Origin of the sequence: Bacillus sp. AM 13(2015) (genome assembly GCF_001518755.1) — a bacterium.
In the GTDB taxonomy this organism is placed as follows: Bacteria; Bacillota; Bacilli; order Bacillales; family Bacillaceae; genus Bacillus; species Bacillus safensis.
In genome coordinates, this window is the sequence record NZ_LKCP01000041.1 from 19,700 (window position 1) to 39,840 (window position 20,141).

A 20,141-nucleotide genomic window follows, 5' to 3' on the forward strand; every position below is an offset into this window, starting at 1 on the left:
GTCAAAATAGAAGAAATTGACGGCAGGTTTCAGTATAATAAGAAAAGGGTATTCTCATACTAAACGCAATTACATAAGGAGGAATAAACATGTCTGAAAATTTATTAAACGTTGTCAATAAACAAGTAGCTGATTGGACTGTGCTTTACGTGAAATTACATAACTATCATTGGTATGTAAAGGGGAAAGATTTCTTTACACTCCATGAGAAATTTGAGGAACTATATACAGAAACAGCTACATATATTGATGATTTGGCTGAGCGTATGCTTGCTTTAAATGGACAGCCTGTTGCGACAATGAAAGAGTGCTTAGAAATTTCCAGCATTCAAGAAGCAGAAGGCAAAGAATCAGCGGAGCAAATGGTGAAAAATCTATATGATGATTTCTCTAATATCGCTGAGGAATTAAAGAAAGGAATGGAGCTGGCTGCAGAGGTTGGCGATGAAACAACAGGTGATATGCTGCTTGCGATTCATCAATCCATTGAAAAACACAACTGGATGCTTAAAGCATATTTAGGATAATACACGTATGGGAAAAGAATGTCGGTCATATATCGATCGACATTCTTTTTTTATTGGAATCGGGACAGACAGCCCATTGAAATCATAGGCTTTCAGCCGAAGAGAAAAGAGAAGGGAGGGAAGAAGATGTCTTCTATTGCAGGAATGATGAGTCAGCAAGTAGCGAGCATTCAAAAGACACTCAATATTAGTTTGTTGAATTCACAGCTTGCTACAAATACAGCACAAGCTATGGTGATGCTGGATCAAGTGCAGCAGCAGCCTCAAGCTGTTCAGCCAAAGGATTCAGATGCAAGCTTTATTGATGTTAGGGTCTAGGAAGTAGCCGCCGCGCAAGGCGGCTTTTTCTTGTCAAAAGACAGCGCCTTTATTTTTTGTCGTCCAAGCTATTGCGAAAATCCTGCATATACTATTGAGGTAAGGAGTTCCACTTTGAAAGGATGTTGATGCCAAGTGAGCAAGGATTTAGGCATCTTTTCGTTGGTTACAGTGAGTTTGTCGGCGATGGGCTTTCTGTTTGGTGGAGCAGGATATTTATTGATGATTTTAGTAACGTTGATGGCTATTGAATTAATTTGTTCAAGCCTAAGAGAATCTTTGACTGGACAGCTCACAATGAAGCGGTTTTTTACGCGGCTTGTTCGAAAGATTGTGACAGTCTCCTTAATATCGATGGCGCATTTCTTCGATGTCATGCTGAAGACAAATGGGACGATTAAGGATTTAGCGATCATCTTTTATATTATTTATGAATCTTACCAAATCGTCTCGACAGCCAGAGCCCTTGGAGTTCCCATTCCACAGTTGTTTATTGATGTATTGGACATGTTGAAAAATAAATTGCGCAAAAAGCCGTAATTTCCTCATATCTGGTCATACTAAAGGAAAAAGGATGATTCAGATGGCGAGACACACATACTATGTATCCGTACAAGATGGATCGATATCGCAGCATAGAGATGCAGCGGCTTGGCAATTTCAAATAGAAGCAGATGATGATCAAATTTTGCAGCTTAGAGACTATTTCGATGAACAGTATATGACAGATTGGAAAGGCTTCTTTCGGGCACATGTTCCGTTTCTTGAATATCATTATGATAGTCCAAATGATGAAATGGATAGAAAAAGAAAAGAGATTTACACAATGATTTATGAGCTCGGCAATGAAGAGACAAGGAGCTTTATTGAGACAAATGGTTTGATGAATTGAAAAAGCATGTAGAGAATCTCTACATGCTTTATTTTCGCGGTTGTAAAATGCCTCCGATCAGATCACTGATCCCGCCGCCTCTATTTTCTTGCTGTGAATTGGTGAATTCCTGAGAAGAGCTCTGGCTCTGAGGCTTATAGCGATTATCATCTAAGCCAACCCGTAACCCAGATGTGCGCTCAAATGGCTGGATAATGACGATTTGATCTTGTTCCTGGAACTCAAATAAATAGGATTCACCAGATGTTTGTCCGATGAAAGTTTTCCAGTTCACATCTAATTTGACCTTTGGTGCTTTGCCCGTCCAAGCGACAATTGCGTCAGGGTCTACACGGCAGGGGGCTTTTAAAATGAGCGGATTTCCATTCGTTTTGATGGCGACCTGCGCTCCGTGCCCTTGATAAGAGAGTTTTGATGTAAACAGTCCTTTCTGCGATAAAATACCAACGCCTACTGGTGTGACACCGTAATGGCATTCCTCAGTAAAGGCAAGTAAATCTTCACTTTCTACACTTACATGCTGCCAAGGACCGCTTGGCTCAAGATTAATCACTGTTACATGCTCGCTTGAATCAGCCAGATAGCAAGTACCTTGTCCACTCACTTCCATCATCTCAAGGTTTTCACCTGTGAATTTCCTGCTGATATGGTTAAATACTTGGCTGACCATATTTCCTTTATTCGTTCCAAGTAATCGCTTGCGGTATTGGAAACTTCCTTGATCGGCAATCATTGCGCCCTTTTTGGCAAAAAAGATTCCGCTGCCTTCTGCTTGTAAGGTAAGTTCTTCTATTGTAATGAAATGAAATCCCATGGGTGCTGGCTCCTTTCCTGCGTCAAGATGTGAATCCATAGATGCGGCATAAATCATGTAAATCTAGAGTAGTTCCTTGCCCGGTTGCAGTGATCTTCCATTCCTCCTGATCTCTCGTGAGTTCTGCGCATATAATGGATGTACAATACGAATAATCTTCTGTTAACTGAAAGGTACAAATCTCTTGCTGCGAGATTTGATCAGTAAGGCACACATAGGCATTAGTGACTTGTCCAAAATGATGCTGGCGTTCGTGTGCATCATGTATTGTGGCTGTGACGACAATTTTATGAATATCAGGTGAGACTCTGCTTAATTGCATAATAATCATTTCATTGTCTCGATACCCTCCGCCAACTTGATGATCGCCAAGATGACGAACAGCTCCGTCTAAGCTTTGCTGCTGGTGATAATAGATCAGATGCTTAGGAGACAACAGTTTGTCCTCTTTATTTAAAAGAAACACTTGCGTATCTAAATCAATTGGCTGACCGGCCAGGTCCCAGCCAAGCCCGATATGAATTTGGTCGACCGCTGGATTGTCTTTTGTTAAATCTAACTTTTGCCCTTTCAGAAGGTGTTTCTTGATCACCTCATGGGGTGCGTCTTGTTTTGACCCATTTTTTATACTCATGCTGATTTCCTCCTCGTTGTCATAGGACAAACACTGATTCATTTACGTCATATAGGGATAAAAGGTTTCATGATTAAAATTGAGTGAAGTTGGAGATGATAAAAAGGTTTTAGCAACAATACCTCATTTTAGATACAGACGAGTTGGAACCACTCGTTTGTTTCACTTTTGATAAAAATTCTTCAGATAAATGTGATCTGTGGTATGATGTTTTACAAGAAGCAAGGACAGGATATGAGGGATTTCACATGCATGTATTTAAAGACTATTATCATAATACGGTCAAGCTCTCTTTTGAGGGGAAGCCTTTTTCAAGTCATCCTAAGCATGTTTGGGCCATCTGCCGCTACCAAGGGAAGTGGCTGCTCACTGAACATGAGGATCGGGGCTATGAGTTTCCAGGAGGGAAAGTTGAGCCGGATGAAGAAGCAGACCAAGCCGCTATACGGGAGATTCAAGAAGAGACGGGTGCTGTTGTTCGTGAATTAACGTATATTGGTCAATATCAGGTACTGGGCAGAGAAAAGGTCATTGTCAAGAATATTTATTTCGCTGATATTGAAAAGCTAGTGAAGCAAGACACGTATTTTGAAACGAAAGGACCCGTTCTTTTCGCAGACTTGCCAAGATCCATCGCAAAAAATAAGAATTTCAGTTTTATTATGAAAGATGATGTGTTAAGACAAAGTCTTGCTTATTTAGAAAAAAACGGTTTGATTCGTTAAAAAAAGCGCAGGGAGACATTCCCTGTGCTTTTTTATTTTTGAAGAAAGCGGCGTTCGAGCCATTCCACAAGCTGGTACATGATAGTCGCAAACACGGCAATAATGAAAAGACTTAAGAACACGAGTGTAAAATTGAAGACTTGAAAGCCGTAAATGATCATGTAGCCGAGCCCTTTTGAGGAAACAAGAAATTCCCCCACAATAACCCCAACCCAAGAAAGGCCGACATTGACTTTGATCGCAGAAATCATCGTTGGAATACTAGCTGGCAAAATGACCTCGCGAAAGACGACGCTTTTTTTCGCACCAAAGGTTTTCATCACCTTTAAATAATTCTCATCGACCTCTTGAAAGGCTGTATAAATGACGATCGTCGTAATGATCACACTAATGATTGCGCCCATGGCAACGATGCTGATCATGCCAGGCCCAAGGGCAACAATTAAAATCGGGGCGAGGGCAACTTTTGGCATGGCATTTAAAATGACTAAATAAGGATCAAGAACGTTTGCCAGGCGGGTGGACCACCATAAGGCGGCAGCAAGCAAAATACCGCAAAAGGTACCAAGTAGAAATCCGAGCACCGTTTCAAATAATGTAATACTCATATGATTCACTAAAGACCCATCGGATATTTTTTGTACAAACAATTGGCAGACCGCAGATGGTGAACTAAATATCAGTGGATCGATGAGACGAAAATGACTGGCAAGCTCCCAAAGCGAAAAGAAGCTGGCGAAAATAATGAACTGATAGATTCGGGTCATGCGTTTTTCCATTCGGTATTTTTTGCGATAGGCTTCATGTAAAAGATCACTGTGTTTCAACGGTTTTCAGCTCCTTCCAAATCGTTTGAAAGAGCTCTTGGAAACTCTGGGTCTGTCTTGCTTCGAAAGGAGAAAGAGTCCTCAGATCATCTGGAACGGTAAAAATCCGCTGAATCGAGCCGGGATGCTTAGAGAATAAGAAAATGCGGTCACTCATCGCAATGGCTTCGCCAATGTCATGTGTCACAAGGACCGCTGTTTTTTGATAGTTTTTGAGTGTATGAAAGACGAGATCCTCTAATGTTAGTTTGGTTTGGTAGTCTAGAGCTGAAAAGGGTTCGTCTAGTAAAAGCAGACCGGGATTCACTGCAAGCGTTCGGGCGAGAGCCGCACGCTGCCTCATACCGCCTGACAGCTCTTTCGGGTATTTTTCCTCTACATCATGAAGGCCAAGCTTAGGCAGTAAGCCAAGAGCGGCGGAGGTGGCTTCATGTGAATCTTGTTTGGTAATTTTCAACCCGAGAATGATATTTTCCTTGATGGTTTTCCAAGGGAACAAATAATCCTGCTGGAGCATGTAGCCGATTTGATGCTCCTTTTGATTCGGTTCTTTTCCTTCGATTAAAATTCGGCCTTCAGAAGGCGGCGTTATACCTGCAATGATAGACAGCAAGGTGGTTTTTCCGCACCCGCTGGGACCAATAAATGAAATAAATTCTCCTTGGTCTATCTCCATATTGATGTGCTGTATGGCCGTTGTTTTTTCTTTTAAAGAGAAGTACGTGTGGGTCACATGGTCAATTTGAAGGAAAGACATGTGCTACCTCCTATTCTATTTATGTTCTGTGACCTTCTTTGCAATGGATGAATCGACAAGTTGTTTGTACGGGATAAATTTCGGCAATTCATCGCTCTCCTTCATAATTTCCTGCAATTTGTTCCATTCCTCTTCATTCAGAAGGGGGTCTGTTGCATAGGATTCCTGCTGTTTGTAGCGTTTAATGGCTGTTGATAAGACATCAAGTTCTGTGTCAGGAAAATGAGATTGAATAGTTTTGGCAATCTCCTCCGGCTGCTTGGCTTCCACCCATTTCTGCGCTTTGTAAATGGCACGAGTGAAGGCTTCAGCTGTCTCTTTGTTTTCCTCTAAGTAACTTTTCTTTGCCATGAAGGTGGTATAAGGCACCTTTCCGGAAGCCTCTCCAAAGGAGGCGGTGATGTACCCTTTGCCTTCTTTTTCAATTAAGGATGCTGTCGGTTCGAATAGCTGCACAAAATCGCCAGTTCCAGAGGAGAAAGCACCTGAAATGTTGGCAAAATCAATATTTTGAATCATACGGAGATCCTTTTTTACATCAATGCCTTCCTTTTTCAGGACATATTCACCGACCATTTGCGGCATGCCGCCTTTCCGCTGTCCAAGAAAGTCTTTTCCTTTTAATTGATCCCAAGAGAATTCGCTCACTTTCTCCCTTGAAACAAGAAATGTACCGTCTGTTTGTGTCAGCTGTGCAAAGTTGACGACAGAGTCTTTTGTGTCTTGAGCCTCTACATAGATAGAGGATTCAGATCCGGTAAGGGCAATATCTGCACCACCGGATAAGAGAGCTGTCATCGTTTTATCGCCGCCCCAAGTCGTTTTTAATTCAACCTCTAGCCCTTCTTCTTTGAAGAAGTCCTCAGATAAGGCAACATATAGCGGAGCATAAAAAACCGAATGGGTCACCTCGGCTACTTGTACGGTCTGCTCTTGTTCTTTTTTACAGGCGACAAATGGAATAAAGAGCAGGACAACGACGATGAATGCCAGTCTGACTTTGATGGAACGATTCAAGAGTAATTCGCCTCCTTTGTTCTAGATCACTAATTAAAGTATGTCAAAAGGGATTTTTGGTGAGTGCCTAGATGAAAATAAGAAGCGCATTGTTTATTTATAGAACGTGTCTTTTTTTCTATACTAGAAGCATGAATACTTTCTTGAATTTGGAAGAAATAAAGGGGCGGTTTCGTGTATAGAGTGAGTTGGGTATTTCTTGGGTGGTATTTGATAGGGCTCATATTAATGGTCTTTTTTGAGGTGCCAGTATGGCTTCAATTTGCAAATGGCATTTTCCTTGTGCTGTATGCCTGCTGTGTGATAGAGATTGGGCGAAATATTTATGGATCATGGGGAATGGTGATCAAACGGGCAGCCATTGTCGGCGTGCTGACATTTACGGTTGAATGGATTGGGATCACAACCGGATTTCCTTTCGGAGGTTATGACTATTATCCAACGTTAGGTTTTCTAGTGGCAGGGGTACCTTTAACCATTGCTTTTGCATGGGTTGGAGTATTTTTAAACAGTCTTTTTTTATCTAGTCAGCAGTCGAAGTGGAAACGAGCGGTCGAAACGGGGATATGGATTGTCTTGCTTGACCTCATATTAGACCCAGTAGCAGCTGAACGGAAATTTTGGGTGTGGTATGACGGCGGTGGTTTTTATGGTATTCCTTTTGAGAATTTTGTGAGCTGGGGTATGATTGGAGCAGGACTTTCCTTTCTCTTCCCGCTTGTTCAGATTGATCAAAAGGCTCTGAGCTGGACGAGCCGTATTTATCAGGCAATGGTGTTCTTTTTTGGTGTGCTGGCATTAAAGGGCGGGCTCGAGGTCATTTTTTATTTAGCACTGATCATTGTTATTTTGTGTGAAGGAAGGGTTCAATTTGAAAGAAAGCGACAAAAGCCGATCGTTTAGACGTATATTTTCTCTTTATCTTGAGCGGTATTTACTTCATAAACATTTCCGCTGCGTGATGATGAAAGGCGCTGTGGACCCAAACGAGAAGCTGCCTGTTCTTTATCTCGCCAATCATAGCTCATGGTGGGATGGACTCATCCTCTTTCTTTTAACAGAAAAAGCGTCCGAACTCGATCACTATATGATGATGGAAGAGAAGCAGTTGAAGCAATATGCCTTTTTTCGTAAGCTTGGTGCTTTTCCGGTTCAGAAAGAGAATCTGAAAAGTGTGAAGCAAGCATTAATGACGGCAAAAAAGAACATGCAGGCTGGCGGGGCTGTATGGCTTTTTCCACAGGGGAAAATCATGCATCAGGACATACGGCCGCTTGAATTAGAGGGCGGGGCTTCATTTTTAGTGAGACAATTTGAGCAAGTCGTGGTGAAGCCTGTGACCTTGCATTATACATTTAATCAATTTCAAAAGCCGACAGTATCTGCTTTGTTTGGTGAAGATACCTTAGTATCTGGCGGGGCACTTCGAAGCAAGGACGTGACGCATCTGCTCAGAGATCTGCTTGAAACGCAGTTAAACGCACATCAAGCACAGGTCATCGCAGATCCTGATTTTTCAAACAATCAAGAATTTAGACAGATGACAAGGACAAGTCAGTCAACAAGTGATGCGTTTGATTCCTTTAAAAAGTGGGTGAAAACATGGCGGTCTTCCTAACTGTGATCAGTGTACTCTTGCTCTGTCAGTTTATTTTCACCATATGGAATATGAGGCAGCTTCCTGTTTTAAAGCCAGCATCCTTTCCGCCGGGTGAACCGATTTCATTATCAATTCTGATTCCAGCGCGAAATGAGGAAAATCGGATCGAAGCCTGTCTTCAGTCGATCGTTGATCAACGTCTTTACCCGAAAGAGCTCATCGTCCTTGATGACCATTCGACAGATCAGACAAGAGCGATTGTGGAACGCTTTGCAGAAACATATCCGTGGATCCGTGTCCAGTCAGGTCAACCATTAAAGCGCGGCTGGCTTGGTAAATCATATGCCTGTTCTCAGCTCGCGGAAGCTGCTGCTTCTGACTGGCTGCTATTTTTAGATGCGGATGTCCGGTTAAAAAAAGGGGCAGTTGAATCAGTGTACAAGCAGTTATGCATGCAAAAAACGGGCATGCTGTCAGGTTTTCCAGAACAGAAAACAGGTACATTTTTTGAGCATCTTGTGGTTCCTATGATGATGTTTACCATTGGCTGTCATCTGCCAGTGAAATGGGTAAGAAAATCTAAGAATCCCGCTTTTGCCGCAGCACATGGTGGTTTTATTGCCATTGAAAAGAATTGTTATCACGACATTGGCGGGCATGCAGCGATCAAGGATTCACTAGTTGATGATATGGCCTTGGCTAGACGGGTGAAGGAAAAAGGCTTTCCCTTCACACTTGCAAGCATTCATCCATTTGTGTATATGAGAATGTATGAGAGTGGACAAGAGGTTTGGGAAGGTTACCGGAAAAATTTATTCCCAGGTGTGAATCGAAGCATTGCTTTGTTAAGCAGTGTCTTTTGTTTATACACCCTCCTTTATTTGGTTCCTGTCATTTGTTTCATGATCGCATTGTTTCAGCTGAATGTTTTGAGCATATGCTTAGCGATTCTTTGTTATGGGCTGGGTGTGTCGATTAAAGCGGCAATTGATACTGAAAATGGTCGGACATCTGCGATGGCTTTTTTATTGCCGGTCAGTATTTTAAGCCTGATTGCTATCGGTTTTGCTTCTATGAAAATCGGTCTGAAAAAAGAAGGGTATGAATGGAAAGGGAGAAGGTACGAATGAAAAAAGTGATCATCATCGGCGGCGGACTTGGCGGATTATCAGCCGCGATCCGTCTCCAGTCACGCGGGGTTCAGGTCACCATTTTAGAAAAAGAAGCGGCTTTAGGCGGGAAATTGCAGCGCCATCACGAGGCAGGCTACTCTTTTGATTTAGGACCGAGTACCATTACAATGAAGGCATATTTTGAAGAAGTGTTTACAGCCTGTCATAGACGGATGGAGGATTATGTGGCCTTTTATCCGATTTCTCCGCTGACCAAAAATATTTTTTCAGATGGCCATACGGTCGAGTTTACGCCGAATATTGAGCAAATGGAATCACAAATTGCTGCATTCAGTCCTGAAGATGCGAAGCAATACCGCGCATTTTTGCAGGAATCAAAGACGCTTTTTCAAAAGGCAGAGGAGCAGTTTTTAAATCGTTTGTTATTGAGCTGGAAGGATAAGGCGGATTTAAAGCTGATGAAAGCACTTCTTGCTGTCAAACCATTCACATCCGTTCAGCGCCTGCTCCGTCAATATTTCCGTCATCCCCATACATTGGCGATGTTTGGACGATATGCCACTTATATCGGCTCTTCTCCCTACGAAGCGCCGGCTATTTTTAACATGATGGCATATTTAGAAGGGGAGAAAGGGATTTATGGAATACAAGGCGGTACATATCGTTTAGTTGAGGCATTTGAGACACTGGCAAAAGAATTAGGCGTTCAGATTCACCTCAATGAACAAGTGAACAAGATTCATGTGAAGGATCGGCGGATCAAAGGAGTGGAGACGGATCAGCAGATGTATGAGGCAGATCAAGTCATTGCAGGAGCAGATGCGCTGACTGTATACCGTCATCTTATAGATGAAAAAGACCGTCCTCGTTTTTTAAATCAAAAACTGGCTGGTATTGAACCGTCCTTGTCTGGCTTTGTTCTCTTATTAGGTGTACCTAAAGTCTATGAACAGCTGGCTCATCACAATGTGTTTTTCCCTGAGGATTATGAGCAAGAATTCAAAGATATTTTTCAGAAAAAACAACTGCCTCAAGACCCGACGCTCTACATATGCTATTCAGGTCATTCAGAACCAGCTTTAAGCGGAGGAGCGGGAAGAAGCAACCTGTTTGTACTGGCCAATGCACCATATGTGACAAAAGAGCAAGATTGGGACATGCTAAAGGAGACATATCGTCAGCATGTAAAAAACAAATTAATGGACAAAGGTCTTTTTGATTTGGATGAGCTTATCGAATATGAAGCGGTTCAAACCCCGCTCGATCTGCAGCAGAAAACGGGGGCATATCGTGGAGCTATTTATGGCATGTCTTCAAACTCGTTCAAACAGGCGTTCTTTCGCATCAATAATGAGTCAAAGGACATTGAAGGACTTTGGTTTGTTGGGGGAACAAGTCATCCAGGCGGCGGCACGCCAATGGTGACAAAATCAGGCCAGCTTGTCGCAGAAGCGATGCTGAAGCAATGGACGTAAACAGAGATGAAAAGGAGAGAAATCGAGTGATTGTGGAAAAAAGAAGGTTTCCGTCGCCCCATCCGCATATTCACTTATATACAGTGACCTATGAGGCAGATGGACTTCGGATGAAAGGACTGCTCGCTGAGCCGGCCGGAGAAGGTCTCTACGACGGCTTTTTGTACTTACGAGGCGGCATTAAAAATGTGGGGATGGTCAGACCTGGCCGGATTGTGCAATTTGCCGCGCAGGGTTTTGTCGTCTTTGCTCCCTTTTACCGAGGGAACCAAGGAGGCGAAGGGAACGAAGATTTTGCCGGAGAAGATCGAAAAGATGCGTTCGCTGCCTTTCAGCTGTTAAAACAGCACAAAAAAGTGAAGAAGGATCGCATTCATATCTTTGGTTTTTCGCGAGGTGGTATTATGGGTATTTGGACCGCTGTTGAAATGAAACAGGAGGCAGCTTCCTTTGTCACATGGGGAGGCGTCAGTGACATGAAACTTACTTATGAAGAGCGTGTGGATATGAGACGGATGATGAAGCGTGTGATTGGCGGTCCGCCGCATAAGGTGCCAGAGGCATATGAGAACAGAACCCCTTTAAATGATGTGGACAAAATTGAAGCACCTGTCCTTATCATCCACGGAGAAGAGGACCAAAATGTATCGATTGAGCATGCGTATATGTTAGAAGATGCACTGCGCCAGCACGGGAAGTCTGTGGAGACGTGGTATTTCCATGGATACAACCACTATTTCCCGCCACAGCATAATCGAGAAATTGTGAGAAGGCTGACCACATGGATGCACAGCCGAAAAAGCGGAAATGTGTTAAAATAAGCAGTATAACGAAATATAGAAAGTAGGGGGATTTTCATTATGGGAATGCCTGTTGAATTTAATACAATGATTGTCACAAAGGGAAAAGAGACAAGAATTGAAGAAAATGTATTTGAACTCATGAAGGATGGATACCGCATTTATCCGTTAAATATTCCACTTGAGGTGCGCAAAACGAAAGACGGAGAAAAAACTGGGACAGCACATGTTGAAAAGCTGGAGCTGACAGACAATGTCACGAAGGTGACGTACCGTCTTGTGTCATTGCATTCAACAAACTAAAAAAGCTGAGGGATTGAATCTCCTCAGCTTTTTTCATTTGGTTATACGAGTGGTCCGCCTTTGGCTTCAATGTCACTTGCCGCGTGACTGAATTTTTGGAAGTTCTTTTTAAATTCATTGGCAAGGAAGTGTGCTTTTTCTTGATAAGCCTTTTGGTCATCCCATGTTTTAGCAGGTTGAAGCACTTCATCTGGTACACCAGGAATATGAAGCGGGATGTGTAATCCGAAGATGTCATCAGTAATCATTTCAGCATTGTCAAGGTCACCTTCGATTGCTGCCTGAACCATTGCTCTTGTATGAGCGAGATTCATTCGTTTGCCTGTGCCATAGCCTCCGCCAGTCCAGCCTGTATTCACAAGGAATACTTTAGCACCGTGCTCATCGATCTTTTTGCCAAGCATTTCAGCATAGACGTGAGCTGGAAGCGGGAGGAATGGTGAACCGAAGCACGTAGAGAATGTCGTTTCTGGTGATGTGACACCGCGCTCAGTTCCCGCTAATTTACTTGTGTACCCGCTCAAGAAATGGTACATTGCCTGTTCTTTTGTTAAACGGCTGATTGGAGGTAAGACGCCAAACGCATCAGCTGTTAAGAAGACAATGGCAGATGGATGTCCTGCGATACTTGGTTTCACGATGTTATCAATCATTTCGATTGGGTAAGCAGCGCGTGTATTTTCAGTAAAGAATGTATCATCATAATCCGCTTCACGTGTTTCTTCATCAAGCACAACGTTCTCAAGAACTGATCCGAAGCTGATCGCTTTGTAGATCTGTGGTTCTTTTTCTTCACTTAAGTTCACACATTTCGCATAGCATCCGCCCTCGATATTAAAGACCCCTGTGCCAGACCAGCCGTGTTCATCGTCTCCGATCAGCTTGCGGCTTGCGCTTGCAGAAAGCGTCGTTTTCCCAGTACCTGAAAGTCCAAAGAATAAGGCTACATCGCCTTCTTGACCTACGTTTGCTGAGCAGTGCATGGATAAAATATCTTGCTCAGGAAGCAGGTAGTTCATCACAGAGAAAATGGACTTTTTCATTTCTCCTGCATATTCTGTTCCACCGATAAGAATCGTGCGTTTTTCAAAAGAAACGATGATAAACGTTTCAGAGTTTGTGCCATCTGTTGCAGGATCCGCTTTGAAGTGCGGTGCAGATAAGATGGTGAAAGGTTTTTCGTTTGAAGAAGGTGTTGACCCGTCAGGTCTGATAAATAGCTGCTTGGCAAAAAGATTGTGCCATGCGAATTCGTTTACAACTGTAATCGGCATACGATATCTTTCATCAGCGCCTGCAAACCCTTCAAAGACGAATAGTTCATCACGTTCTTTTAAGTATGACACAACCTTTGTATATAAACGGTCAAATGCTTCTTTGGAGATCGGCTGGTTGACTTGACCCCAATCGATTTTATGCTCAGAGCTTTCTTCTTTGACGATAAATTTATCTTTAGGCGAACGTCCTGTGTAGGCTCCAGTTGTCGCGCGGACAGCTCCTGTTGATGTTAAAACGCCTTCATTACGTGCCAAAATCTTTTCAACAAGTTTCGGAACAGATAAATTTTGGTGCGTATTTTCTAATGAGAGCAATGACTGCAAATCTTCTTTTAAATCCACTGAGTTCATAAAAAACCCTTCCTTTACCGTTGAATTTGTTTGTTTCGATTAGTATAACACATTAATAATAATAGTCTATACTATTTAAAAATTTTTGTGTGTGTTTTTTCATTTCTGCTATGAAAATATGCTTTTTGGTGATGCTAATGGTGAGGTGAAAAAAGAGGGAGATAATTCTTATGAAGCATTGACATGACGCAAGGGTTTAAGATAAGATATCTTATTGAACGGATACTCTTATCCCGAGTTGGTGGAGGGACAGGCCCGATGAAGCCCAGCAACCGGTTTCTTATGAAAAAGGCATGAACATGCTGAGAAACCAAGGTGCTAACCTGATGCAAGGTACAAGAACACCTTGAGCGATAAGAGTGAAAGGCATGCGATCTCAGACCCTTTCCTCGCAATGAAGGAAATGGTTTTTTTATTTTTGGGATATCATATGAACAAATTGCCAATAACATCTCTAATATAAACGTTATTAAATATAAGAGGGAACGAGTTCCGTATCATATTGGAGGCCTCATCTTGGGATGATGTGGTCTTGTACAGGAGGAAATAGCCATTATGAGTCAAAATCGTCGTTTATTTACTTCAGAATCAGTGACAGAAGGACATCCGGATAAAATCTGTGATCAAATTTCAGACAGCATTTTGGATGAAATTTTAAAGAAAGATCCAAATGCACGTGTTGCCTGTGAAACTTCTGTTACAACCGGTCTCGTATTAGTAAGCGGTGAAATTACAACGTCTACTTATGTCGATATTCCAAAGACGGTGCGTGACACAATTAAGGAAATTGGCTACACACGTGCGAAATATGGTTTTGATGCGGAAACATGTGCGGTCCTTACATCAATTGATGAACAGTCTGCTGATATTGCGCAAGGTGTAGACAAAGCGCTTGAAGCACGTGAAGGAACAATGACTGAAGAAGAAATTGATGCGATTGGTGCAGGTGACCAAGGATTGATGTTTGGTTTTGCCAACAACGAAACCGAAGAGCTCATGCCGCTGCCGATTTCACTAGCGCATAAATTATCTCGCCGTTTAACAGAAGTACGCAAGAATGAGACACTTGCATACCTTCGTCCAGACGGAAAAACACAAGTCACAGTTGAATATGATGAGCAAAACAAACCAGTTCGTATTGACACAGTGGTTATTTCTACGCAGCATGCACCAGAAGTGACGCTTGAACAAATTCAAAGTGACTTAAAAGAGCATGTCATCAGCCCTGTCGTTCCAAGTGAACTGATTGATGAACAGACAAAATACTTTATTAACCCAACTGGCCGTTTCGTGATCGGTGGACCTCAAGGGGATGCTGGTTTAACTGGACGTAAAATCATCGTTGATACGTATGGCGGATACGCTCGTCATGGCGGTGGTGCTTTCTCAGGTAAGGATGCAACGAAGGTTGACCGTTCTGCGGCATATGCTGCTCGTTACGTAGCGAAAAACATCGTAGCTGCCGGCCTTGCAGATTCTTGTGAAGTACAGCTTGCTTATGCAATTGGTGTTGCACAGCCTGTATCGATTTCAATTGATACATTCGGAACAGGAAAAGCTTCTGAAGAAAAATTAATTGAAGTGGTTCGTGCAAACTTTGATCTTCGTCCAGCCGGCATTATTAAAATGCTTGACCTGCGCCGTCCGATCTACAAACAAACAGCTGCATACGGACATTTCGGCCGTCACGACTTAGATCTTCCGTGGGAAAAAACGGATAAAGCCGAAACACTTCGTAAAGAAGCATTGGGACAATAACAACATAGAAAACCGCTTATTTTAAGCGGTTTTCCTTTTGATTAAAAAAAAATCTGTAAAAAGCGAAAAAATGTGAAACAAAATCGGACAAAATACTGTCTAATTATAGGTCTACTTTTAAGAAATAACATAACGTGGAGGCAATAATATGTGTGGGTTTGTTGGTGTATTTAATCACCGTCCATTGTCCGAAACTACTGAACAGGAAGAGCTAATTAAACAAATGAATCGTCTCATCGTTCATCGCGGTCCGGATGATGAGGGTTACTTTCATGATGAGCATGTAGGATTTGGATTTAGACGTTTAAGTATTATAGATGTTGAGCACGGAAAGCAGCCGCTTTCTTATGAAGATGAAAAGTACTGGATTATTTTCAACGGAGAAATTTATAACTATGTGGAGCTGAAGGAAGAGCTTGTGAAAAAAGGCTATTCATTCAGCACAGATTCAGATACGGAAGTACTTCTTGCCACATACCGTCATTATAAAGAAGAAGCGGCTTCAAAGCTTCGCGGCATGTTTGCATTTTTAATTTGGGATAAAGAAGCGCAATTATTATATGGCGCAAGAGATCCTTTTGGCATCAAACCTCTTTATTTTACACAAATGGATGAGCAAGTGTACTTTGCGTCTGAACGCAAAAGCTTGATGGCAGTGAACGAGAACATTTTATTTGATGAGACATCCTTACAGCAATACATGTCATTCCAGTTCGTACCTGAGCCAAATACACTTGATCAAAAGGTGCACAAAGTAGAGCCTGGTCATCAGTTTACTTTACGCCCAGGACAGGAGATTGAATTTAAGACTTACTGGAAAGTTCAATTCAAGCCTGAACAAACACAAGAACAAAAGCTGATTGAAGAAGTCCGCGATGCAATCTATGATTCTGTGAAAATTCACATGAGAAGTGATGTTCCTGTTGGTTCATTCCTATCAGGTGGTATCGATTCTTCTTTCATCGTATCTGTCGCAAAGGAATTTCATCCTGAGCTGAAGACGTTTTCTGTTGGTTTCCAGCAGGATGGCTTTAGTGAAGTTGATGTGGCGAAGGAAACGGCTGATAAGCTGGGCTTACAAAACTTCAGCGCTGTGATTTCTCCTGAGGAATATATGAATGAGCTTCCGAAAATTGTTTGGCATTTAGATGATCCTTTAGCTGATCCGGCGGCGATTCCATTGTACTTCGTGGCAAAGGAAGCGAAGAAACAAGTGACGGTTGTTCTTTCTGGTGAGGGAGCAGACGAGCTGTTCGGTGGATATAATATTTACCGTGAGCCGCTTTCTCTTAAACCATTTGAATCAGTTCCATCTATGCTGAAAAAGCTTCTACTTCGTCTGGCGCGCTTAATGCCAGAAGGAATGAAAGGAAAAAGCTTTATCGTCCGCGGCTGTACACCATTAGAGGAGCGTTATATCGGTAATGCGAAAATCTTTGAAGAGCCAGTAAAGAAAAACCTCTTAAAGCAGTATGATCCGAACATTACATATCGTGATGTGACGAAGACATACTTCGAGGAAAGTGCAGGCTATAGTGATATTAACAAAATGCAATATGTTGATATTCATACGTGGATGCGCGGTGACATCTTACTGAAAGCAGATAAGATGACAATGGCGAATTCTCTTGAGCTTCGTGTTCCATTCCTTGATAAGGTCGTATTTGAAGCGGCTTCTAAAATTCCAGAAGAGCTGAAAACAAAAGATGGCACAACGAAATATTTATTGCGTAAAGCAGCAGAAGGCATTGTGCCTGACCATGTGTTAAACCGCAAGAAGCTGGGCTTCCCTGTTCCAATTCGTCATTGGCTGAAAAATGAGATGAACGCTTGGGCGAAAGACATCATTAAAAACAGTCAAACGGACGAATATATTAACAAAGCATATGTGCTTGATTTATTAAATGAACATTGTGCTGGTAAAGCAGATCATAGCCGTAAGATTTGGACCGTTCTGATCTTTATGATTTGGCACAGCATTTATGTGGAGCGCAGTATTGATCCAGAGCAATTGAATCATCAACCAAAAGAAGTCATCTTCAGTTAATGAAAAAAGGTTTTCAGCTTTGTGCTGAAAACCTTTTTTGTCATGATAGAAAGCGGTGGAAAAGGGTAAAATAACAAGCGGTTCATAGTTATTGCTTAATATCCTGAAAAAAACATGATAAAGTGAAGATACACGTATGATGTTAACGAGATAAAAGGGAACGATAGTATTGTCCTTTTTCTACATATTCTCTGCGGATTCGGTCCATGTCTTGAATATCTTCATCTGTTAAGAGCCGAACGACTTTGGCTGGACGGCCAAAAGCGAGTGATCCTTTTGGGATGACCTTTCCTTGAGGGACAAGACTTCCTGCACCGATAAAGGCGCCTTCGCCGATCTCCGCACCATCGAGAATGATGGACCCCATGCCAATGAGGGCATTTTTTCGAATGATTGAGCTATGTAATGTGACTTGGTGTCCAATGGTAGCACCATCTTCAATAAGAAGTGTTTTTCCAGGACTTTGATGCAGGCACGATAAATCTTGAATGTTGACGTTCTTTCCAATTCTCACAGGTGCGACATCGCCTCTGATGACAGTTTGGAACCACACGCTCGAATATTCTCCAATTGAGACATCACCGGTAATGGTGGCGTTATCTGCGACAAAGACCGATTCATGAATCTCAGGTGTAAACTGATGATATGGATAAATCACTTTTTCGACTTCCTTTCTTAATACAACATTTGTGAGGTGTTTACTTTGTGGACTTGGCATGCTGAAAGACCAGTTGGTACAATTGTGATAGTACATGGTGCGAGTGAATATCACGGCCGATATAAATGGTTAATTGAAATGTGGCGGAATGCAGGATATCACGTCGTCATGGGTGACTTGCCTGGGCAAGGCACATCGACACGTGCGCGAGGCCACATTCGTTCGTTTCAAGAATACATTGATACAGTCGATGAATGGATCGAACATGCGAAATCATTCAGGCTTCCTACATTTTTACTTGGACACAGTATGGGTGGACTCATTTCAATTGAGTGGATGAAGCAGTATACCCATACGAAGTTGAATGGCCTTATTTTATCATCACCTTGTTTAGGTCTGCAATTTAAACCGAAGAAGCTGATGGATTTTGCGTCAAAAGGTCTAAATGTGCTGGCACCGTCTTTTAAAGTGGAGTCAGGGTTGTCGATTGAACTAGCGACACGAAATCAAGCGGTCATTGAGGCAGACTCAAATGATTCTCTTTACGTGACAAAGGTGTCGGTTCGCTGGTATCGAGAGCTGATCAAAAATATCGATGCGGCGATGCAGCCGACGAATGTCTTTAAATCGATCCCGCTCCTTTTAATGCAGGCGGGCGATGATAAGATCGTGGATAAAACGAGGGTGATCAAATGGTTCAATGGTATAGAATCAACCAATAAATCATACCGTGAATGGGAAGAGCTGTATCACGAAATTTTTAATGAACCGGAAAGAGAAGATGTGTTTAAGGCGGCAAGAGCCTTTACAGATCAATATATTTGATTGTGAGCTTTAAGTTGGGGGTGGAGTGATTTGTCAGTACCAGAGCGTCCTTTTGCACTGATGACAAAGGTGTATAAAGATATTTTTCCGCTTGTTCATCAGGAGCTGAAAAAGTGGCGGGCTCATGCAGAAATGATTGAAAATGAAGAACTGAGAACGCAGGCACTAGCGAGCATATCTAGTAAAACGTTTCACTGTGAAGGCGGAGGTATTTTATCACTTCTAGCAGGTGAAGAGAAAGAAACGTGTATTGAATTCATCGTGGCATATCAAACCATCAGTGATTACTTAGATAACCTATGTGACCGCAGCACGTCGCTTGATCCAAAGGATTTTCATATGCTGCATCAAGCGATGAGAGATGCGCTTGATATTCATGCTGAGCTCAAGCCATATTATCAATTCCGTGAGGATCAAGAGGATCATGGATACTTACATGCGCTTGTCCGCACATGTCAAGACGTGCTTGCGCGCGTTGAGCATTATCCAATCATTCAGCCATATTTACATACGCTGTGTGATTACTATAGTGATCTGCAAGTACATAAGCACGTTGTTCCTCATGAGCGTGTGCCAAGGCTAGAGTCGTGGTTCCGCCAATATGAAAAGGATTTGCCGAAGATGGAATGGTATGAGTTTTCAGCTTGTGCGGGATCAACGTTAGGGATATTCTGTCTTGTGGCGTATGCGCTGCAGCCTGATTTTACAGAAAAGCAGGCGAAGCAAATTTACGAAAGCTATTTCCCTTATATTCAAGGTCTGCACATTTTACTTGATTATTTAATTGACCAAGAAGAGGACCGGCTTGGGGGAGATCTGAACTTTTGCTCATACTATGACTCTCATCATGAGATGATGGATCGACTACAGCATTTTATCGAAAAAGCGGATGAGCAGCTGAAAGGCATTCCGCATGAGAACTTTCACAAATTGATTAACAGAGGATTACTGGCGGTCTATTTGTCCGATGAAAAAGTGACAGCCCAAAAAGAGATGAACAAGCTGGCAAAAAGGCTGATCAAATCAAGCGGGAAAACATCGTTCTTTTTCTATATTAACGGAAGAGCCTATCGGACCTATCAGAAAATGCCTTGGATGAAATCATCATAAAAAAGCTCAAATCCATTAGATTTGAGCTTCAGCGTGTAGACAAACCATCGCGTTCGGTGTCAGGTCTGCAAAGGTTTTCTATCATGCTGAAAAGAAAAAAGCTAAAATGATGTGCATTTTAGCTTTTTTTCAATGGCGACCACAAAAGGCGGGTCGTTTTGAATATTCATGTATTGATATGATAAAACTTGTACTTCTTCATGAGACAGTGATCTGCAATAGTCGAGAAGCACTTCTTTTTCTCTTTTACCTTCGGGATGTCCATGGTAGATCACAAGGACGATCAGTCCTCC

23 protein-coding genes and 1 riboswitch are annotated in these 20,141 nt (G+C 42.3%); of the genes, 15 read left to right on the plus strand and 8 right to left on the minus strand.

Features of this window, described 5'->3' with window-relative positions; genetic code table 11:
• Positions 1-89 precede the first annotated feature (89 nt).
• The 4 genes from AOQ70_RS05990 (at position 90) to AOQ70_RS06005 (ending at position 1,737) form a co-directional block, all read left to right on the plus strand.
• Positions 90-527 (plus strand): Dps family protein, encoded by a 438-nt coding sequence (locus AOQ70_RS05990; protein WP_039180885.1) that lies wholly within the window; start codon positions 90-92, stop codon positions 525-527.
• Between the two features lie 126 nt (positions 528-653).
• Positions 654-845, plus strand: coding sequence for a hypothetical protein (locus AOQ70_RS05995; RefSeq protein WP_024424925.1), 192 nt, complete (start codon positions 654-656; stop codon positions 843-845).
• A gap of 135 nt (positions 846-980) precedes the next feature.
• Positions 981-1,385 carry a phage holin family protein gene (locus AOQ70_RS06000; RefSeq protein WP_034279395.1) on the plus strand — a complete coding sequence of 135 codons (405 nt, stop codon included), beginning with the start codon at positions 981-983 and terminating at the stop codon, positions 1,383-1,385.
• A gap of 43 nt (positions 1,386-1,428) precedes the next feature.
• Complete coding sequence (locus AOQ70_RS06005; protein ID WP_024425787.1) at positions 1,429-1,737, plus strand: hypothetical protein; 309 nt, start codon at positions 1,429-1,431, stop codon at positions 1,735-1,737.
• 28 nt (positions 1,738-1,765) lie between these two features.
• Here the strand turns inward: AOQ70_RS06005 and AOQ70_RS06010 are convergent, their stop codons facing one another.
• Positions 1,766-2,551, minus strand: a complete 786-nt coding sequence (locus AOQ70_RS06010; RefSeq protein WP_059375228.1) for an AIM24 family protein — start codon at positions 2,549-2,551, stop codon at positions 1,766-1,768.
• Between the two features lie 22 nt (positions 2,552-2,573).
• Positions 2,574-3,185, minus strand: a complete 612-nt coding sequence (locus AOQ70_RS06015; protein ID WP_059375230.1) for a TerD family protein — start codon at positions 3,183-3,185, stop codon at positions 2,574-2,576.
• A 248-nt stretch (positions 3,186-3,433) separates the two neighbouring features.
• Here AOQ70_RS06015 and ytkD point away from each other — a divergent pair, with 248 nt between their 5' ends.
• On the plus strand, positions 3,434-3,910 hold the full coding sequence (gene ytkD / locus AOQ70_RS06020; protein WP_039180876.1) for an RNA deprotection pyrophosphohydrolase: 477 nt from the start codon (positions 3,434-3,436) through the stop codon (positions 3,908-3,910).
• Between the two features lie 32 nt (positions 3,911-3,942).
• Here the strand turns inward: ytkD and AOQ70_RS06025 are convergent, their stop codons facing one another.
• The 3 genes from AOQ70_RS06025 to AOQ70_RS06035 are packed head-to-tail and all read right to left on the minus strand — an operon-like array spanning position 3,943 to position 6,511.
• A complete protein-coding gene (locus tag AOQ70_RS06025) occupies positions 3,943-4,689 on the minus strand; it encodes an ABC transporter permease (RefSeq protein WP_369810477.1) in 747 nt (248 codons plus the stop codon).
• A gap of 34 nt (positions 4,690-4,723) precedes the next feature.
• On the minus strand, positions 4,724-5,494 hold the full coding sequence (locus tag AOQ70_RS06030) for an ABC transporter ATP-binding protein (RefSeq protein WP_039180871.1): 771 nt from the start codon (positions 5,492-5,494) through the stop codon (positions 4,724-4,726).
• A 15-nt stretch (positions 5,495-5,509) separates the two neighbouring features.
• Complete coding sequence (locus AOQ70_RS06035) at positions 5,510-6,511, minus strand: ABC transporter substrate-binding protein (RefSeq protein WP_058838185.1); 1,002 nt, start codon at positions 6,509-6,511, stop codon at positions 5,510-5,512.
• 174 nt (positions 6,512-6,685) lie between these two features.
• Here AOQ70_RS06035 and AOQ70_RS06040 point away from each other — a divergent pair, with 174 nt between their 5' ends.
• Genes AOQ70_RS06040 through AOQ70_RS06065 form a run of 6 tightly spaced genes read left to right on the plus strand, consistent with a single transcriptional unit; the run spans position 6,686 to position 11,822 of the window.
• Positions 6,686-7,414, plus strand: coding sequence for a carotenoid biosynthesis protein (locus AOQ70_RS06040; protein ID WP_059375231.1), 729 nt, complete (start codon positions 6,686-6,688; stop codon positions 7,412-7,414).
• A complete protein-coding gene (locus AOQ70_RS06045; RefSeq protein WP_059375233.1) occupies positions 7,383-8,129 on the plus strand; it encodes a lysophospholipid acyltransferase family protein in 747 nt (248 codons plus the stop codon). Before AOQ70_RS06040 ends, AOQ70_RS06045 begins: the two co-directional genes overlap by 32 nt.
• Positions 8,114-9,241 carry a glycosyltransferase gene (locus tag AOQ70_RS06050; protein ID WP_059375235.1) on the plus strand — a complete coding sequence of 376 codons (1,128 nt, stop codon included), beginning with the start codon at positions 8,114-8,116 and terminating at the stop codon, positions 9,239-9,241. The genes AOQ70_RS06045 and AOQ70_RS06050 overlap by 16 nt, the downstream gene beginning before the upstream one ends.
• Positions 9,238-10,719 carry a phytoene desaturase family protein gene (locus AOQ70_RS06055; RefSeq protein ID WP_059375238.1) on the plus strand — a complete coding sequence of 494 codons (1,482 nt, stop codon included), beginning with the start codon at positions 9,238-9,240 and terminating at the stop codon, positions 10,717-10,719. The genes AOQ70_RS06050 and AOQ70_RS06055 overlap by 4 nt, the downstream gene beginning before the upstream one ends.
• Before the next feature lie 26 nt (positions 10,720-10,745).
• The gene (locus AOQ70_RS06060; protein WP_059375240.1) at positions 10,746-11,540 is read left to right on the plus strand and encodes an alpha/beta hydrolase family protein; all 795 of its coding nucleotides are present in this window, start codon (positions 10,746-10,748) and stop codon (positions 11,538-11,540) included.
• A 39-nt stretch (positions 11,541-11,579) separates the two neighbouring features.
• Entirely contained in the window at positions 11,580-11,822 is a 243-nt protein-coding gene (locus AOQ70_RS06065) for a DUF2584 domain-containing protein (RefSeq protein WP_025092385.1), read from the plus strand.
• A 41-nt stretch (positions 11,823-11,863) separates the two neighbouring features.
• Here the strand turns inward: AOQ70_RS06065 and pckA are convergent, their stop codons facing one another.
• Positions 11,864-13,450 (minus strand): phosphoenolpyruvate carboxykinase (ATP), encoded by a 1,587-nt coding sequence (pckA, locus tag AOQ70_RS06070; RefSeq protein WP_039180849.1) that lies wholly within the window; start codon positions 13,448-13,450, stop codon positions 11,864-11,866.
• Positions 13,451-13,675: 225 nt separating this feature from the next.
• Positions 13,676-13,810: riboswitch (SAM riboswitch) on the plus strand.
• Between the two features lie 195 nt (positions 13,811-14,005).
• Between pckA and metK the strand changes: the two genes are divergently transcribed.
• Together metK and asnB are read left to right on the plus strand one after the other, a co-directional pair.
• Positions 14,006-15,208 (plus strand): methionine adenosyltransferase, encoded by a 1,203-nt coding sequence (gene metK / locus AOQ70_RS06075; protein ID WP_039180847.1) that lies wholly within the window; start codon positions 14,006-14,008, stop codon positions 15,206-15,208.
• Between the two features lie 148 nt (positions 15,209-15,356).
• Positions 15,357-17,255 carry an asparagine synthase (glutamine-hydrolyzing) gene (gene asnB, locus AOQ70_RS06080; RefSeq protein ID WP_039180844.1) on the plus strand — a complete coding sequence of 633 codons (1,899 nt, stop codon included), beginning with the start codon at positions 15,357-15,359 and terminating at the stop codon, positions 17,253-17,255.
• Between the two features lie 142 nt (positions 17,256-17,397).
• Here the strand turns inward: asnB and AOQ70_RS06085 are convergent, their stop codons facing one another.
• The gene (locus AOQ70_RS06085; RefSeq protein WP_039180843.1) at positions 17,398-17,913 is read right to left on the minus strand and encodes a gamma carbonic anhydrase; all 516 of its coding nucleotides are present in this window, start codon (positions 17,911-17,913) and stop codon (positions 17,398-17,400) included.
• Positions 17,914-17,958: 45 nt separating this feature from the next.
• Between AOQ70_RS06085 and AOQ70_RS06090 the strand changes: the two genes are divergently transcribed.
• Together AOQ70_RS06090 and AOQ70_RS06095 are read left to right on the plus strand one after the other, a co-directional pair.
• Positions 17,959-18,738, plus strand: a complete 780-nt coding sequence (locus AOQ70_RS06090) for an alpha/beta hydrolase (RefSeq protein ID WP_024424906.1) — start codon at positions 17,959-17,961, stop codon at positions 18,736-18,738.
• A gap of 30 nt (positions 18,739-18,768) precedes the next feature.
• Entirely contained in the window at positions 18,769-19,848 is a 1,080-nt protein-coding gene (locus AOQ70_RS06095) for a tetraprenyl-beta-curcumene synthase family protein (protein ID WP_058838193.1), read from the plus strand.
• A 101-nt stretch (positions 19,849-19,949) separates the two neighbouring features.
• On the opposite strand, the gene AOQ70_RS06100 is transcribed toward AOQ70_RS06095, so the two are convergent.
• A partial coding sequence (locus tag AOQ70_RS06100) for a class I SAM-dependent methyltransferase (RefSeq protein WP_231730832.1) occupies positions 19,950-20,141 on the minus strand: 192 nt, incomplete at its 5' end.

Coding starts and splice junctions, on each gene's coding strand:
- AOQ70_RS06025 (WP_369810477.1), bottom strand. CDS start 4,689: ATGGAAAAACGCATGACCCGAATCTATCAGTTCATTATTTTCGCCAGC.
- AOQ70_RS05990 (WP_039180885.1), top strand. CDS start 90: ATGTCTGAAAATTTATTAAACGTTGTCAATAAACAAGTAGCTGATTGG.
- AOQ70_RS06050 (WP_059375235.1), top strand. CDS start 8,114: ATGGCGGTCTTCCTAACTGTGATCAGTGTACTCTTGCTCTGTCAGTTT.
- ytkD (WP_039180876.1), top strand. CDS start 3,434: ATGCATGTATTTAAAGACTATTATCATAATACGGTCAAGCTCTCTTTT.
- AOQ70_RS06030 (WP_039180871.1), bottom strand. CDS start 5,494: ATGTCTTTCCTTCAAATTGACCATGTGACCCACACGTACTTCTCTTTA.
- AOQ70_RS06065 (WP_025092385.1), top strand. CDS start 11,580: ATGGGAATGCCTGTTGAATTTAATACAATGATTGTCACAAAGGGAAAA.
- asnB (WP_039180844.1), top strand. CDS start 15,357: ATGTGTGGGTTTGTTGGTGTATTTAATCACCGTCCATTGTCCGAAACT.
- AOQ70_RS06055 (WP_059375238.1), top strand. CDS start 9,238: ATGAAAAAAGTGATCATCATCGGCGGCGGACTTGGCGGATTATCAGCC.
- AOQ70_RS06010 (WP_059375228.1), bottom strand. CDS start 2,551: ATGGGATTTCATTTCATTACAATAGAAGAACTTACCTTACAAGCAGAA.
- pckA (WP_039180849.1), bottom strand. CDS start 13,450: ATGAACTCAGTGGATTTAAAAGAAGATTTGCAGTCATTGCTCTCATTA.
- metK (WP_039180847.1), top strand. CDS start 14,006: ATGAGTCAAAATCGTCGTTTATTTACTTCAGAATCAGTGACAGAAGGA.
- AOQ70_RS06005 (WP_024425787.1), top strand. CDS start 1,429: ATGGCGAGACACACATACTATGTATCCGTACAAGATGGATCGATATCG.
- AOQ70_RS05995 (WP_024424925.1), top strand. CDS start 654: ATGTCTTCTATTGCAGGAATGATGAGTCAGCAAGTAGCGAGCATTCAA.
- AOQ70_RS06015 (WP_059375230.1), bottom strand. CDS start 3,185: ATGAGTATAAAAAATGGGTCAAAACAAGACGCACCCCATGAGGTGATC.